General features: G+C 71.2%; 13 protein-coding genes and 1 pseudogene. 3 read left to right on the forward strand and 11 right to left on the reverse strand.

Annotated elements, in window-relative coordinates:
* The first annotated feature begins 35 nt into the window (after positions 1-35).
* The gene (locus ACY1JF_RS27625) at positions 36-476 is read left to right on the forward strand and encodes a hypothetical protein (protein WP_462707984.1); all 441 of its coding nucleotides are present in this window, start codon (positions 36-38) and stop codon (positions 474-476) included.
* Between the two features lie 185 nt (positions 477-661).
* On the opposite strand, the gene ACY1JF_RS27630 is transcribed toward ACY1JF_RS27625, so the two are convergent.
* The 9 genes from ACY1JF_RS27630 to iolC are packed head-to-tail and all read right to left on the reverse strand — an operon-like array spanning position 662 to position 11,110.
* Positions 662-1,540 carry a sugar phosphate isomerase/epimerase family protein gene (locus ACY1JF_RS27630; protein WP_462707985.1) on the reverse strand — a complete coding sequence of 293 codons (879 nt, stop codon included), beginning with the start codon at positions 1,538-1,540 and terminating at the stop codon, positions 662-664.
* A complete protein-coding gene (locus ACY1JF_RS27635) occupies positions 1,537-2,556 on the reverse strand; it encodes a Gfo/Idh/MocA family oxidoreductase (RefSeq protein WP_462707986.1) in 1,020 nt (339 codons plus the stop codon). Before ACY1JF_RS27635 ends, ACY1JF_RS27630 begins: the two co-directional genes overlap by 4 nt.
* Positions 2,557-2,605: 49 nt before the next feature.
* The gene (locus ACY1JF_RS27640; RefSeq protein WP_462707987.1) at positions 2,606-4,030 is read right to left on the reverse strand and encodes a sugar porter family MFS transporter; all 1,425 of its coding nucleotides are present in this window, start codon (positions 4,028-4,030) and stop codon (positions 2,606-2,608) included.
* Between the two features lie 9 nt (positions 4,031-4,039).
* Complete coding sequence (locus ACY1JF_RS27645) at positions 4,040-4,987, reverse strand: TIM barrel protein (protein WP_462707988.1); 948 nt, start codon at positions 4,985-4,987, stop codon at positions 4,040-4,042.
* A 25-nt stretch (positions 4,988-5,012) separates the two neighbouring features.
* Complete coding sequence (locus ACY1JF_RS27650; protein ID WP_462707989.1) at positions 5,013-6,506, reverse strand: CoA-acylating methylmalonate-semialdehyde dehydrogenase; 1,494 nt, start codon at positions 6,504-6,506, stop codon at positions 5,013-5,015.
* A 21-nt stretch (positions 6,507-6,527) separates the two neighbouring features.
* Positions 6,528-8,405 (reverse strand): 3D-(3,5/4)-trihydroxycyclohexane-1,2-dione acylhydrolase (decyclizing), encoded by a 1,878-nt coding sequence (gene iolD, locus ACY1JF_RS27655; protein WP_462707990.1) that lies wholly within the window; start codon positions 8,403-8,405, stop codon positions 6,528-6,530.
* A complete protein-coding gene (gene iolB / locus ACY1JF_RS27660) occupies positions 8,402-9,298 on the reverse strand; it encodes a 5-deoxy-glucuronate isomerase (protein ID WP_462707991.1) in 897 nt (298 codons plus the stop codon). Before iolB ends, iolD begins: the two co-directional genes overlap by 4 nt.
* Positions 9,295-10,167, reverse strand: a complete 873-nt coding sequence (locus ACY1JF_RS27665; RefSeq protein ID WP_462707992.1) for a Cgl0159 family (beta/alpha)8-fold protein — start codon at positions 10,165-10,167, stop codon at positions 9,295-9,297. The genes iolB and ACY1JF_RS27665 overlap by 4 nt, the downstream gene beginning before the upstream one ends.
* Positions 10,157-11,110 carry a 5-dehydro-2-deoxygluconokinase gene (gene iolC, locus ACY1JF_RS27670; protein WP_462707993.1) on the reverse strand — a complete coding sequence of 318 codons (954 nt, stop codon included), beginning with the start codon at positions 11,108-11,110 and terminating at the stop codon, positions 10,157-10,159. Before iolC ends, ACY1JF_RS27665 begins: the two co-directional genes overlap by 11 nt.
* Before the next feature lie 213 nt (positions 11,111-11,323).
* Between iolC and ACY1JF_RS27675 the strand changes: the two genes are divergently transcribed.
* Both ACY1JF_RS27675 and ACY1JF_RS27680 read left to right on the forward strand, forming a co-directional pair.
* The gene (locus ACY1JF_RS27675; RefSeq protein ID WP_462707999.1) at positions 11,324-12,319 is read left to right on the forward strand and encodes a LacI family DNA-binding transcriptional regulator; all 996 of its coding nucleotides are present in this window, start codon (positions 11,324-11,326) and stop codon (positions 12,317-12,319) included.
* 236 nt (positions 12,320-12,555) lie between these two features.
* Positions 12,556-13,766: pseudogene (locus ACY1JF_RS27680) on the forward strand (IS256 family transposase).
* Positions 13,767-14,041: 275 nt separating this feature from the next.
* Here the strand turns inward: ACY1JF_RS27680 and ACY1JF_RS27685 are convergent.
* Both ACY1JF_RS27685 and ACY1JF_RS27690 read right to left on the reverse strand, forming a co-directional pair.
* Positions 14,042-14,194 (reverse strand): hypothetical protein, encoded by a 153-nt coding sequence (locus ACY1JF_RS27685; RefSeq protein WP_462707994.1) that lies wholly within the window; start codon positions 14,192-14,194, stop codon positions 14,042-14,044.
* Entirely contained in the window at positions 14,194-14,508 is a 315-nt protein-coding gene (locus ACY1JF_RS27690; protein WP_462707995.1) for a cupin domain-containing protein, read from the reverse strand. The genes ACY1JF_RS27685 and ACY1JF_RS27690 overlap by 1 nt, the downstream gene beginning before the upstream one ends.
* Positions 14,509-14,803 lie beyond the last annotated feature (295 nt).

A 14,803-nucleotide genomic window follows, 5' to 3' on the forward strand; every position in this document is an offset into this window, starting at 1 on the left:
AGGGCGGGACCGGCAAGAGGACCGGCACCCTCAGCATGACCACCACCGAGAAGAGCGTCCGGGCTCGCATCGGATCAGTGGTCTTCCTGGTCGGTGGCGGGCGTGCCGAGGCGCAGCAGCACGGCGACGCGCTGATCGGCCCCTCGGTGACCCGTCGCCTCCTCTCCCGGCTCACCGACGGCATCACCCCGCCGCCCGTTCCCGCCGCCCCGGACGGGCTCACCGCGCGGGAACACGTGGTGTTCCCGCTGCTGGCGCGCGCGTACGGCAACGCGGAGATCGCCGGCCGGCCCGGTGCCGGGGACGAGACGGTCACGACCCATGTGGCCCGCATCCTCACCGAGCCCGACCTGCGGGACCGGGTGCACGCGGTGGCCTGCGCCCACCTGCGTGACCTCGTCGGCCCGGCCCTGGGACCGCCCGGCCCGGTGCAGGGCGCGCAGCGCCGCGGACCGGCGGCGGGCCCGGGGCGCTGAGGACACGTACGCCGCCCCGGTCCACCACCGGCCCGCCGGGCACCGCCCGCGACCGGTCTGCGGGCCGTTTCGGCGGGAGCGCCCGCTGTTGGGCTCACGCCGACGGGCGGTCGGAGCAGCGGGGCGCCGACCGCCTGACGGCGCCACCGGAAAGAGCCGGACCGCGGCCCACGACGGGGCGGGCCTCATCTCGTGGAGCAGGCGCCCAGTTCCTTCCCGATGCGCTCCCGCATGAAGGCCGACGACTCCCGGGCCCGCTCCTCCCAGGCGAACACGCAGGCCGTGGCGACGCCGTCGAAGTTCAGCTCGCGCAGGGTGCCGAAGAAGGCGTCCCAGTCGACCTCGCCCTGGCCGATGTCCAGGTGCTGGTGGATGCGGGCAGCGGTGCCCGGGGGATTGAGGATGTAGCGCAGGCCGGAGGAACCCTTGTGGTTGAAGGTGTCGGCGATATGGACGTGCTTCAGTCTGTCGCCGGCGTAGCGCATCATCTCCGCGATGTCCGCCTTCGGGTCGGCGCCCGAGAGGTGGAAGGTGTGCGGGGCGCAGTAGAGGTAGTTCACCCAGGGCTTGTTGACGGCGCGAACGAGGTCGACGGCGGGGGTGTTCTCCTCGCAGAAGTCGTCCGGGTGCGCCTCCAGGTTGAGCGCGATGCCCTCGTGTTCGAACAGCGGCAGGAGTTCCTCCATCGAGCGCCAGAAGGCCGCCTCGCTCTCGGCGGCCCGCTCGGGACGGCCGTTGAACTCAGAGTTCATCAGCGGGCACTCGAGTTGTGCGGTGATCTCGATCATGCGCTTCCAGTAGCGCACGGCCGTCTGCCGTTCGGTCTCGTCGGGTGAGGACCACTTGTACAGCGGCAGCACGGAGGAGAGCTGGACGCCGTGGGCGCGCAGCGACTTCTTCAGCTCGGCGACGCGCTCGTCGTCGGCCCGCGGGTGCAGGAAGAAGGGCATGAAGTCGTCACGCGGGGACAACTCGATGTATTCGTAGCCGAGTTCGGCGACCGTGCGCACCATCTCGTCGATGGGCAGGGCGCGGAACATGTACGGGTCGATGGCGATCTTCACGCGGTGCCTCCGTAGAGCGCGGGGCGGGGCTTCATGTCGACGGTGACGACGGCGGAGTGGGACTCCAGCGAACGGACCGCGGCGTCGGTGATCACCGTGGCGGCGTAGCCGTCCCAGGCGGACGGGCCGGTGGGCTCGGCGCCGGCCGCCACCGAGGCGATCCACTCGCGGAACTCGGTGTCGAAGGCGTCCTTGAAACGGTCCTTCCAGTCCTGGAGCACCACGGTGCCGTGCCGGCCCGCGGCGCGGACTCCGACCCCGGCCGGGTCGGGCAGCCGTACCAGGCCCTGCTCACCGACGGTCTCGCACTGGATGTCGTAGCCGTACTGGCAGTTGACGAAGACCTCCAGGTCGATGCGGACGCCGCCCGCGGTCTCGAAGAGCATGAGCTGCGGGTCCTTCAGGTGCGCGAACCGCTTCGTCGTGGCGCGCGGCGTGATCACCTGTGCGGAGACGATCTCGTCGTCCAGGAGCCAGCGCAGGACGTCGATCTCGTGCACGGCCGTGTCCTGGGCCGCCATGGCGGAGGTGTACGACTCGGGGACGGTGGGGTTGCGGTGGGCGCAGTGCACGAGCAGCGGGGTGCCGATGTCACCGCCGGTGATGACCTCCTTCATCTGCCGGTACCCGGCGTCGAAGCGGCGCATGAAGCCGACCTGGACCAGGCGGCGGCCGTGGGCGCGTTCGGCCTCGACGATGCGCAGACAGTCCGCGGCGGTGGTGGCCAGCGGTTTCTCGCAGAAGACGGGCTTGCCGGCCGCAATGGCGCCGAGGACGTGTTCGGCGTGGGTGGGGCCCCAGGAGGTGACGAGGACGGCGTCCACGTCGGGCGAGGCGATCAGGTCGGCCCCGGTGGGCAGCGCGGTGGCTCCGCAGCCGGCCGCGACCTCGGCGGCGCGGGCCGCGTCGATGTCGGTGACCGCGCTGATCCGGGCGCCGGTGATGACGTCGGTGAGCCGCCGGATGTGGTCCTGGCCGATCATTCCGGCGCCGATGACGCCTACACGTACAGTCATGGCATGACCCTTCGTGGCCCGGGGACGGGCCATCGGTGGTGAGGGGGGTTCAGGAGAAACGGGCGCGCAGTTCCGCTTCGAGGGTTTCGAGGGTGCGGCCCTTGGTCTCGGGCACGTACCGCTGCACGAACGCCAGGGAGAGCAGGCCGGCCACCGTGAACAGGAAGAAGGTGGCGGAGATGCCGATCCCGGCGACCAGGGACGGGAAGAACAGGCCGATGGCGAAGTTGGTCAGCCAGAGCACCACCGCCGCGATGCCCATGCCGAAGGCGCGCATCCGGGTCGGGAAGATCTCCGACAGCATCAGCCAGGTCACCGGGGAGATCGCGCCCTGCTGGAAGGCGAGGAAGGTGACGGTCATGGCCAGTACGGCGAACGCCCGGCCGGTTCCTTCCGGCAGCGTCAGGGAGAAGACCCCGATCAGCAGCAGGGCACCGGTGGTGCCGAGCAGGCCCGTCATCAGCATCGGGCGGCGCGGTACGCGGCCCAGCAGCCAGATGCCGACGAAGGTGGCGAGGACCGAGATGACACCGTTGGCGACGTTGGCGGTCAGGGCGCTGTCCGAGGCCAGGCCCGCGTCGGTGAGGATCTGGGTGCCGTAGTACATGATCGTGTTGACGCCGGTGAGCTGCTGCACGATGGCGATGCCGAAGCCGACCAGCATCAGCCTGCGCAGCCACGGCGTGGTGCGCATGTCCCGCCAGCCGCCCGTCTTCTCCCGCTCCTCGGCGGCGGCCTGGGCGGAGACCTCCTCGATCTCGTCCCGGGCCCGTGCCTCGGCCCTGACCTGCCGCAGTACGGCGAGCGCCTCGTCGAAGCGGCCGTGGTGGGCCAGCCAGCGCGGGCTCTCCGGCATCACCAGCATTCCGAACCACAGGACGACGGCCGGGAGCGTCGCGATGACCAGCATGTACCGCCAGACGCCGCCGGACTCGCCACCGATGCGGGCGATGATCGCGTTGCAGGTGAAGGCGAGCAGCTGACCGCTGACGATCATGAGTTCGTTGCGGGTGACCAGGGCGCCGCGGCGTTCGGCCGGGGAGACCTCCGCCAGGTAGACGGGCACGGTCACCGATGCCCCGCCGACCGCGAGGCCGAGCAGGAACCGGGCCACGATCATGGCCTCGGTGGTGGGGGCCAGGGTGCAGCCGAGCGCTCCGGCGAAGAAGAGCACGGCGAGCAGGAGGATGGTGCGTCGGCGCCCGCGGGCGTCGGACAGCCGCCCGCCGGCCACGGCGCCGAGGGCCGCGCCGAGCAGCAGCGAGCTGGTGACCATGCCCTCGGTGACGGGGGTGAGGCCGAGGTCGTCGGTCATGTACGGCAGGGCGCCGTTGATGACCCCGGTGTCGTAGCCGAAGAGGAGTCCGCCGAAGGTGGCGATGAGGGTGATCATCCGCAGCCGGCGGCTGACCGGCCGGGGCGGGGTGCCGGTGGGCGTGGGTGATGCCGTGGTCGCGTCGTCCTTGACGTCCATGGCGGCCTCCTACCGGGAGTGGTTCGGGCGTCGGGTTCCGGTGAGGCCGCAGCCGGCCAGGTGCTCCCGGGTGGCCACCGCGATGGGCAGCGGCACCTCGGGCGCGCAGGGGTACAGGTCCTGCTCGACGATGACGAACAGCTCGGCGTCCAGCAGGGAGAGTTCGGCGACGACGTCGCCCGGGTCGGGGACTCCCGCGGGCGGTGACACGCACACCCCGCGCTTGACGGCCTCGCCGAACGACAGGTCCTCGGCGGCGACCTGCGCGAGCACCTCGGGGTCCATCTGCTTGATGTGGACGTACCCGACGCGCGCGCCGAAGCGGCGGATCAGGTCCAGGTTGTCGCCACCCCCGTAGGCGACGTGCCCGGTGTCCAGGCAGAGGTTGGTGTACCGGCTGTCGGACTCGTTGAGCAGCCGCTCGATCTCCGGCTGGGTCTGGATGTGGCTGTCGGCGTGCGGGTGCAGCACGAGCCGCACGTCGTACTCCTCCAGCAGCAGCTTGCCGAGCCGGTCGGCGGCCCGGCCGAAGCCCGCCCACTGCGCGGCGCTCAGCTCGGGCGGCTCGGTGTAGGCGCCGGTCTTCTCGTCCCGGAACATGGGCGGGATGAGGACCAGGTGGTGCGCGCCGGCCGCGGCGGTCAGCTCGGCGACCTGCCGGACGTGGGCCAGCATGTCGTCCCACGCCTCGGGGCGGTGCAGCGCGCCGAAGGCGGTGCCGCCGGAGACCTTCAGGCCGCGCACGGCCAGTTCCTCGGCGAGGACGGCGGGATCGGTGGGCAGGTAGCCGTAGGGGCCGAGTTCCAGCCATTCGTAGCCGGCCCGGGCCAGTTCGTCGAGGAACCGGGTGTACGGGACCTGGTGCTCGTCCTCGGGGAACCAGATGCCCCAGGAGTCGGGGGCGGAACCGAGGCACAGGTTGCCCGCGACGATGCGCGGGGATGGCGCCGTTGCCATGGTGTCTCCTTGAGAAGTGGGCGTGTCAGCTGGAGGTGGGGAAGTTGAATCCCGCGGCGACCTGCTGGGCCGGCCGGGGCCAGCGGCTGGTGACGACCTTGGGGCGGGTGTAGAAGCGCACGCCTTCGGGACCGTGGATCGGGGAGTCGCCGATGAGCGAGTCCTTCCAGCCGCCGAAGGAGTAGTACGACATCGGGACGGGCACCGGCACGTTGATGCCGATCATGCCGACGTCGACGCCGCGCTCGAAGCGGCGGGCCGCCTCGCCGGAGTCGGTGAACAGGGCGGTGCCGTTCCCGTACGGGTTGGCGTTGATCAGCGCGATGGCCTCGTCGAGGGTGTCGACGCGGACGACGGCGAGGACCGGCCCGAACAGCTCTTCCTGGTAGGCGTCCATCTCGGCGGTGACGTGGTCGAGCAGGGAGGGGCCGGTGAAGAAGCCGTCCTCGTGCCCGTCGACCTTCAGGCCGCGGCCGTCGACGACGACGGTGGCGCCCTGCGCGGCGGCGGTGCCGACCGCGTGCTCGACCCGTTCCTGGGCGGCCTTGGTGACCAGGGGGCCCATGTCGGTGCCGGCGGCGTCACCGGGGCCGACCCGCACCTCGTGGGCCTTGCGCTTGAGGATCTCGACCAGCCGGTCGGCCGCGTCGCCCACGGCGACAGCCACGGAGACGGCCATGCACCGCTCCCCCGCGGAGCCGTACGCGCCCGCGGTGATGTGGTTGGCGGCGAACTCCAGGTCGGCGTCGGGCAGGACCACGGCGTGGTTCTTCGCGCCGCCCAGCGCCTGGACGCGCTTGCCGGCGGTGGTGGCCCGCTCGTGCACGTACTTGGCGATCGGGGTGGAGCCGACGAACGACACGGCCCGGATGCCGGGGTGGTCGAGGAGGGCGTCGACGGCCGTCTTGCCGCCGTGCACCACGTTGAAGACGCCGTCGGGCAGCCCGGCCCGCTGGTACAGCCCGGCGACGAAGTTGGCGGCGGAGGGGTCGCGTTCGCTGGGCTTGAGGATGAAGGTGTTGCCGGTGGCGATGGCGATGGGGTGCATCCACAGCGGCACCATCGCCGGGAAGTTGAAGGGCGTGATGCCGGCGACCACGCCGAGGGGCCGGCGGAAGTCGCGCACGTCGACGCCACGCGAGACCTGGTCGGAGAAACCGCCCTTGAGCACGTCGCCGAGGCCGCAGGCGAACTCCACCACTTCCCGGCCGCGGACGATCTCGCCGCGCGCGTCGTCGACGGTCTTGCCGTGCTCGGCGGAGATGATCCGGGCCAGCTCCTCCTCGTGCTCCACCAGCAGCTGGCGGAAGGCGAACATGACCTGGGTGCGCCGGCTGAGCGAGGACTCCGACCAGGTCTCGAAGGCGCGGGCGGCGGCGGTGACGGCGGCGGCGACTTCGGCGGCGCCACCGAGGGCGACCCGGGCCTGCTCCTGCCCGGTGGCGGGGTTGTAGACGGGGGCGGACTCGCCGTCGGCGGGGACGGAGGTGCCGTCGATCCAGTGCTGGACGATCTTCACGGGTGATTTCCTCAGTACTCGTTACAGGTAGTGGCGCTGGGTCTGCTTGTGTGCCGCGTAGGTCTCGTAGGCGGCTCGGGTGGAGTCGAGGGCGGAGACCTCGCTGACCGGCACGTCCCACCAGCCGTGGCCGGGCGGGTTGGGGCCGTACAGGTCGGTCTCGACGTGCACGACGGTGGTGCGGGTGGCGGCCTTCGCCTTCTCCATCGCGGTGCGGAAGTCGTCGACGGTGGTGGCGTGCAGGACGTCCGCGCCGAGCGAGGCGGCGTTGGCGGCCAGGTCGACGGGGAGCACGTCGCCGTCGAGCAGCCCCGACTCGTCGTTGCGGAAGCGGTACTTGGTGCCGAACCGCTGCGAGCCGAGGGACTCCGACAGCGAGCCGATGGAGGCGAAGCCGTGGTTCTGGACCAGGACGATGACGACCTTGAGCCCTTCGGAGACCATGGTGACGATCTCCTGGGCCATCATCAGGTAGGAGCCGTCCCCGACCAGGACGACGACCTCGCGGCTCGGGTCGGCCATCTTCGCGCCGACGCCGGCGGCCACCTCGTAGCCCATGCAGGAGTAGGCGTACTCGACGTGGTAGGCCTTCGGGTCGCGGGCCCGCCACAGCTGCTGGAGGTCGCCGGGCATCGAGCCGGCCGCGTTGATGACCACCGCCCGGTCGTCCAGGACGTCGTTGAGGACGCCAAGGATCTCGGTCTGCGCGGGCAGCGGGCCGTGACCGACGGTGAAGCAGCCCTCCTCGATCTCCCGGTTGCGGGCGATGAGCCGGCGGGTGGCGGCGCGGTACTCCGGTGCCACCTGCCAGTCGCCGAGCGCCGCCGCGAGCGCCTCGACGCCGAGGCGGGCGTCGGCCACCACGGGCTCGGCGGAGTGCTTGACGGCGTCGAGGCGGGCCACGTTGAGGTTGACGAAGGTGACGTCGGGGTTGCCGAAGACGGTGTGGCTGGCGGTGGTGAAGTCCGAGTAGCGGGTGCCGATGCCGAGGACGACGTCGGCGTCCTTCGCCAGCTCGTTGGCGGCGTACGCGCCGGTCGAGCCGATGCCGCCGACCGCGCACGGATGGTCCCAGGGCACCGCGCCCTTGCCGGCGTGGGTGTCGGCGACCGGGATGCCGGTGGCCTCGGCCAGGGCGCGCAGAACCGTCTCCGCCCCCGAGTACACGGCGCCGCCGCCCGCCACGATCAGCGGCTTGCGCGCGTTCCGCAGCAGGGCGGCGGCCCGCTCGACGGCGGCCGGCTCCGGCACCGGGCGGCCGACGTGCCACACCCGGCGGCGGAAGAAGGAGACGGGCCAGTCGTACGCCTCCGCCTGCACGTCCTGCGGCAGCGCGAGGGTGACCGCGCCGGTCTCCGCCGGGTCGGTCAGCACCCGCATCGCCGCGAGCGCCGCCGGGACGAGCTGTTCGGGCCGGGTGATCCGGTCGAAGTACTTAGACACGGAGCGGAAGGCGTCGTTGACGGTGACGTCGCCGCCCCGGGTGTCCTCCAGCTGCTGGAGCACCGGGTCGGCGGCCCGGGTGGCGAACATGTCCGAGGGCAGCAGCAGCACGGGGATGCGGTTGGTGGTGGCCAGCGCCGCGCCGGTGATCATGTTGGTGGAGCCGGGGCCGGTGGACGCGGTGCAGGCGAAGGCGGACAGCCGGTCGCGCATCTTGGCGTAGGCGACCGCGGCGTGCACCATGCCCTGCTCGTTGCGGGCCAGGTAGTAGGGCAGGTCGGCCTCGCCGGTGGCGGCGGCCTGCAGCAGGGCCTGGCCGACCCCGGCCACGTTGCCGTGGCCGAAGATCCCCCAGACGCCGGGGATCAGCCGCTGCTCCCGGCCGTCGCGCTCGCTGTACTGCTGGGCGAGGAAGCGCACCAGGGCCTGCGCGGTGGTGAGTCGTACGGTGTTCATCGGGTCCTGTTCCCGTCGAAGGGCAGCCGGTCGTCGACGTCCTGCTGCTCCCAGGTGGAGCGCACCCAGCCGTGGGCGGGGTCGTCGCAGATCAGCCAGGCCCGGTCGGCGCCGGGGCCGGCCATGACGTTGAGGTAGTAGAGGTCGTATCCGGGGGCGGCGATCGACGGGCCGTGCCAGCCGTGCGGGATCAGGACGGTGTCGCCGGAGCGGACCTCCGCGAGCACGTCGATCGGCCGGTCCTCCGTGCCGTACACCCGCTGGTAGCCGAAGCCCTCGGGGCCGCCCGCGACCTCGAAGTAGTAGATTTCCTCGAGCTCGGACTCCACCGGGGTGCCGTGCTCGTCGGTGCGGGCCTCGTCGTGCTTGTGCGGCGGGTAGGAGGACCAGTTGCCGCCGGGGGTGAGCACCTCGCAGACCAGCAGCTGCTCGGCGTCGAAGGTGCCCGGCAGGCAGTAGTTGTTGACCTGGCGGGAGCAGGCGCCGGCGCCGCGCAGTTCGACGGGCACGTTCTGCCGGGGTCCGTACCGGGCGGGGAGGCCGCCGCGCCCGGTACGGGCGCTGGGCAGCGCGAAACGTCCCCCGTGCGCGCTGCTGATGAGGGCCTCCGCCTCGCGCGGCAGGTACGCGAAGTCGGTGGCGGAGGCGAACACGCCGGTCCGGCCGTCGAGTTCGAAGGCCCGGCCGCCGACGGTGACGGTGCAGCCGCCGGACAGCGGGAGGACCAGGAACTCGGACTCCCCGGTGGACAGGGCGTGCGCCTCCCCCGGCGCCAGGGTGAGCACCCTGAGCCCGGAGTGCCCCCAGCCCGCCGACTCCGGCGTGACCAGGAGGTCGTAGGGGCCCTCGGCCGCGGTGCCGGCCGGCAGGTGGTACTTGCTCGTCGCGCTCACAGCAGACTCACCGCCCGGTCCACGGCGCCGGCGACGTCGCCGTCCGAGGGGTAGAGCAGCGAGCGGCCCACGGTCAGGCCCTGCGCGGTCGGGCACTTCAGGGCCTTGCCCCAGGAGGCGAACGCCGCCTCGGTGTCCTTGACCTCGCCGCCCAGCAGCACCGCCGGCAGCGTCGAGGAGGCCAGCACCCGCTCCATGTCCGGTACGACCGGCAGCTTCAGCCAGGTGTAGGCGGTGCGGCGGCCGAGGCCCGAGGCGATGGTGATCGACTTGATGACGGCGTCGGGCGAGAGGTCGTTGCGGACGCGTCCGTCCTGCCAGGCGGACAGGAACGGTTCGACCATCGCGATCAGGCGGCGGTCGTTCAGCTCGTTGACGGCGTGCGCGGTGTTCTCCAGGACGGACGGTGTCGCCGGGTCGTCCAGGGCGATCCGGGTGAGCATCTTGCCGCCGTCGAAGCCCATCGCCGCGATGGTCTCGGCGTCGTAGCCGGTGAACCGGTCGTCGATCTCGAAGACGGACCCGGCGAGCCCGGCCCGGTTCATGGACCCGAAGACGCTCTTGCCGTCCAGGACGCCGAGCAGCAGCAGGTCCTCCAGGATGTCGGCCGTGGCCAGCACACCGGTGACACCAGGCCGCTCCAGGGCGGTGCACAGGCGGTCCAGCAGTTCGAAGCGGTCGGCCATGGCGGAGGGGTCGCCGCCCACGGCGTTGGCGCCGCGCGCCGGGTGGTCGGCGGCGATGATCATCACCTTGCCGTGCTCACCGAAGGGCGAGGTCGCCCTGACCCGTCGGGCTGCGGCGGCCGCGACGGCCTCGGGGTCGTTGACCCGGGCGGCGAGTACGCGACTGACGTTCTCAGACAGCACGACCGGCCTCCTCCAGCACGGCTTCCACTTCCGGCTCGGTGGGCATGGCGTCCGCACAGGCCAGCCGGCCCGCGACGACGGCCCCGGCGGCGTTGGCGAACGTCACCGTGCGGCGGGTGTCCCAGCCCGCCAGCAGCCCGTGGCAGAGCGCGCCGCCGAACGCGTCGCCGGCGCCGAGCCCGTTGACGACGTCCACCGGCACCGGCGGTACCTCGGTCACCGTCCCGTCCCGGTCCATCGCCAGCACCCCGCGCGGGCCCTGTTTCACCACGGCCAGCTCGACGCCGGTGGCGAGCAGCGCCTTGGCGGCGGCGTACGGCTCGCTCTCCCCGGTGGCGACCTCGCACTCGGCGAGGTTGCCGACGGCCACGGTGGCGTGCCGCAGCGCCTCGGCGTAGTAGGTGCGCGCCTGCTCGGCGTCGGACCAGAACATGGGGCGCCAGTCGAGGTCGAAGACAGTGGTGCCGGACTTGGCGCGGTGGGCCAGCGCGTGCAGCGTCGCGGTGCGGCTGGGGTCCTCGCTCAGGCCGGTGCCGGTGAACCACAGGATGCGGGCGGCGGCCACCGCGTCCAGGTCCAGGTCGTCCGGCCTGATGTCCAGGTCGGGGGCCTTGGGCAGGCGGTAGAAGTACAGCGGGAAGTCGTCCGGCGGGAAGATCTCGCAGAAGGTGACCGGGGTGGGCGCGATGTCCGAGGTGCCGACGTAGCGGGTGTCGACGCCGTACCCGGCGAGCGCGGTGCGGACGAAGTCGCCGAACGGGTCGCGTCCGGTCTTGGTGATGACGGCGGCGCGGCGGCCGTGGCGGGCGGCGGCCACCGCCACGTTGGTCGGGCTGCCGCCCAGGTACTTGCCGAACGAGGTGACCTCGGCGAGTCCCACCCCGGTCTGGAGCGGATACACATCCACTCCGACGCGGCCCATGGTCAGCACTTCGAACGACATCAGGCTGGGTCCCTTCGTTCCGGAATACCGGAGTTGAGCACAGGAAACAGGTCGGGAAGAGGTACTGGCGCGCTCTACTAGCGCGCTCTAGTGCGAGTACGATGGCCCCTGTTCAAATGTCATGTCAATAGCTCGTTGCCGCGGGATTTCGCGGCCGGGTCACGAGAGGGCGTGGAGTCACAGTTGAGTGCAACGGGCAAACAACGCCCCACGATGGCGGACGTCGCCGCCCGCGCGGGCGTCTCACGGGCGCTGGTCTCGATCGTCTTCCGCAACCAGCCGGGCGCCGGCCAGGAGACCCGCGACCGGGTCCTGCGGGTCGCCGAGGAGCTCGGGTACCGGCCCGACAACGCCGCCCGGTTGCTGGCCCGCGGCCGCAGCCGCACCCTCGGCGTGATGTTCACCGTGCACCACACCTTCCACGCCGACCTCGTCGAGGGCATCTACCCGGAGGCCGAACGGCGCGGCTACGACGTACTGTTGTCCGCGACCGCGCCCGGCCGGGACGAGATACAGGCGGTCGAGGCGCTGCTCGCCCACCGCTGCGAGGCGGTCATCCTGCTCGGACCGGGCAGCGAGGCGGCGAGACTGGACGAGCTGGGTCGGCGCACCGTCGCGGTGTCGGTCGGCCGCCGGGTGCGCGACGCCCGGATCGACAGTGTCCACACGGCAGAGAACAAGGGTGTGCGGCAGGCCATGGACCACCTGTTCGAGCTGGGCCACCGTCGCATCGTCCACATCGACGGCGGCCGGGGTCCAGGATCGGCCGAGCGGCGCCGGGCCTACGGAACGGCCATGCGGCGCCACGGGCTCCAGGCCGAGACGCGGGTCATCGCGGGCAGCCACACGGAGGAGTCGGGCATCGAGGCGGGGCGCCTGCTGGTGGCCGAACGGGACCGCGGCACCCCGCTGCCGACCGCGGTGCTCGCGGCCAACGACCGGTGCGCGCTCGGCCTGTTGATGGCGTTCGCGCGGGCGGGCGTGGATGTGCCGGGCGAAGTGTCGGTGGTCGGTTACGACGACAGCCACCTCTCGCACCTCATGCCCGTCGGCCTGACGACGGTCCGCCAGGACGCGGTCCTGATGGCGGAGCGGGCCGTCGGCTTCGTGGTGGACCGGCTGGACGAGGAGGGGCGGGAACCCAGGGAGGCGGTCATCGAGCCGAAGCTGGTGGCACGGGACACCACGGGGCGGGCGGTGGCCGGCTGAGGAGAGGGGTGCGGTTCGGGAAGCCGGGGGGTGCCTCTATGTCTTTCGTCAAGGCGCCTGGGTTCGGTTTGGGGTGGTTTGGCTTGTTGGGTCATGCGGCGAGTGGGAGTGTCCAATAGACGGCGGATCTGATGATCAAGGAGGTGCGTCTGATGACGGAGACCGCCGTGGAGAATGAGCAGTCCGAGCAGGGGCAGGCACCGTCGAGCGTGGTGCCGGACGAGCAGCTCGTTGCGATGCTGGTTGACCGGGCCCGGAACGAGGGGCTGCAGCTGACCGGTGAAGGCGGGCTGTTGCAGCAGCTGACCAAGCGGGTGCTGGAGTCCGCTTTGGAGGGCGAGATCACCGACCACGTCGGCTATGAGAAGCACGATCCGGCGGGGAAGAACAACGGCAACAGCCGCAACGGCACCCGGGCGAAGACCGTGCTGACCGATGTCGGCCCGGTGGAGGTGAGGGTGCCTCGCGACACCGCCGGCACCTTCGAGCCGCAGATCGTCAAGAAGCGGCAGCGCCGCCTGACCGGCATCGACGAGATGGTGCTGTCGCTGTCCGCGAAGGGCCTCACCCACGGCGAGATCTCGGCCCATCTCGCCGAGGTCTACGGGGCGGAGGTGTCCCAGCAGACCATCTCCACCACCACCGACAAGGTCATGGATGGCATGGCCGAATGGCAGAACCGGCCGCTCGACCGCGTCTACCCGGTCCTGTTCGTGGACGCCGTCAACGTCAAGATCAGAGATGGGCAGGCCGCGAACCGCCCGATCCACATGGCGATGGCCGTGACCGTGGACGCCACCGGCGACATCCTATCCTCGGCCTCTGGGCCGGCGACGGCGGCGAGGGCGCCAAGTACTGGCTGCACGTGTTCACCGAGCTGAAGAACCGCGGCCTGGACGATGTGCTCATGCTGGTCTGCGACGGGCTCAAAGGCCTTCCCGAGGCCGTGGAGACCGTCTGGCCCCGCACAATTGCCCAAACCTGCGTGGTTCACCTCCTGCGCAACAGCTTCCGATACGCCGCCCGGCAGGACTGGGACAAGGTCGCCAAGGCCCTCAAGCCCGTCTACACCGCGCCCAGCGAGGACGCGGCGACCGAGCGGTTCCTGGAGTTCCAGGAGTCCTGGGGCCAGAAGTATCCGGCGATCGTGAAGCTGTGGTCGGATGCCTGGGCCGAGTTCGCGCCCTTCCTCTCCTTCGACGTCGAAATCCGCAAGGTGATCTGCTCGACGAACGCGATCGAGAGCGTCAACGCCCGCATACGCAAGGCCGTCCGTGCCCGCGGGCACTTCCCCAACGAGGCCGCCGCCCTCAAGTGCGTCTACATGACGCTGATGAGCCTCGACCCGACCGGCAAGGGCCGCAAGAGGTGGACCATACGCTGAAAGGCGCCACTCAACGCCTTCCAGATCGCCTTCGAGGGCCGGCTCACCCCAGCCAACAACTGAACCCCAACAACCAAGATCAGCCGTTAAATTGACACACCCCCGACCGTGGCCTGCCCGGACCCTGCAGCGCCGCCGTTTCCGCCCGGTCCGGTCGCACCGGATGCGGTTACCGCCAGCCCATGCCTCCGGCGCACCTGCCTGGGTCACCGCGGCCCTCAGCACTGCCACGGCTGACTGCCCCACCACCCCGCCGTACGGGCCGTCTATTGGACACAACCCTGCCGGGGCGGTGGCGGTATCGGCTGTGCCGGCAGGGCGCTTGGGGCCGTGTGCGTTCAGCGCGGTGGGTCGAGGATGATGCCGCCGGAGAGTTCGACCGCTTCCGTCAGGAGGGACTTGGGGATCTCGAAGCCGTCGGGACGCGGGGTGGTGAGGTCGCGTCCAGCGTGGCGGAACATGTCCTCGATGCCACCGGGTGTGGTGATCATCAACAGGTCGGCGCGGTCGGAGGTGATGCGGTAGCCGCGTGGAACGTTGTGGGGCAGCTGGACGATGCCTCCTTCGCGCAGTTCGTGCTCCTCCTCCCCGGCCGCACCAGGGCCGTGCCCTTGATCAGCACGAACACTTCGTCCTCACGGGTGTGCACGTGGAACGGCGGTGCCTCGCCCTTGGCGACGTCGAAGCGGCCCACGGTCAGGTGCCCTTCGGTGGCGTCCTTGTCGAGCAGTACGGAGAACGTGCCTCCGTCGAGCCATTCGAGTTTCTGCTGCTGCTCGGGCTGGGCCAGGTAAGCCATGGTCATCGAAGACCTCCGAGGAAACTCCGGCCTCCGGGCCGGGACAGAGTCGGAATGCGTGGATATGGGACCGACGGTGGACGGCCGGGGGCGTCGGGGTGGGTGCGCGGGGCGGCCCCTGCGTGAACGCGCGGGGCCGGCCCCTGCGTGAAAAGGTCAGTCGATGGTGAGAACGAGCTTGCCTCGGTTGCGGCCGGCGTCTGTCAGGCGACGGGGCCGAGGGTGAAGCCGCCGTCGGCGACGATCTCGGAGCCGGTGGCGAAGCGTGCCTGGTCGGAGGCGGCGAACAGGATGAAGTCGG

It is taken from the genome of Streptomyces sp. SYSU D01066-1, assembly GCF_054956795.1.

Excerpts from the sequence above, each read along its gene's own strand:
- ACY1JF_RS27625 (WP_462707984.1), top strand. The coding sequence starts at position 36 with ATGACCACCACCGAGAAGAGCGTCCGGGCTCGCATCGGATCAGTGGTC.
- ACY1JF_RS27635 (WP_462707986.1), bottom strand. The coding sequence starts at position 2,556 with ATGACTGTACGTGTAGGCGTCATCGGCGCCGGAATGATCGGCCAGGAC.
- ACY1JF_RS27640 (WP_462707987.1), bottom strand. The coding sequence starts at position 4,030 with ATGGACGTCAAGGACGACGCGACCACGGCATCACCCACGCCCACCGGC.
- ACY1JF_RS27645 (WP_462707988.1), bottom strand. The coding sequence starts at position 4,987 with ATGGCAACGGCGCCATCCCCGCGCATCGTCGCGGGCAACCTGTGCCTC.
- iolD (WP_462707990.1), bottom strand. The coding sequence starts at position 8,405 with ATGAACACCGTACGACTCACCACCGCGCAGGCCCTGGTGCGCTTCCTC.
- iolC (WP_462707993.1), bottom strand. The coding sequence starts at position 11,110 with ATGTCGTTCGAAGTGCTGACCATGGGCCGCGTCGGAGTGGATGTGTAT.
- ACY1JF_RS27675 (WP_462707999.1), top strand. The coding sequence starts at position 11,324 with ATGGCGGACGTCGCCGCCCGCGCGGGCGTCTCACGGGCGCTGGTCTCG.
- ACY1JF_RS27685 (WP_462707994.1), bottom strand. The coding sequence starts at position 14,194 with ATGATCACCACACCCGGTGGCATCGAGGACATGTTCCGCCACGCTGGA.
- ACY1JF_RS27690 (WP_462707995.1), bottom strand. The coding sequence starts at position 14,508 with ATGACCATGGCTTACCTGGCCCAGCCCGAGCAGCAGCAGAAACTCGAA.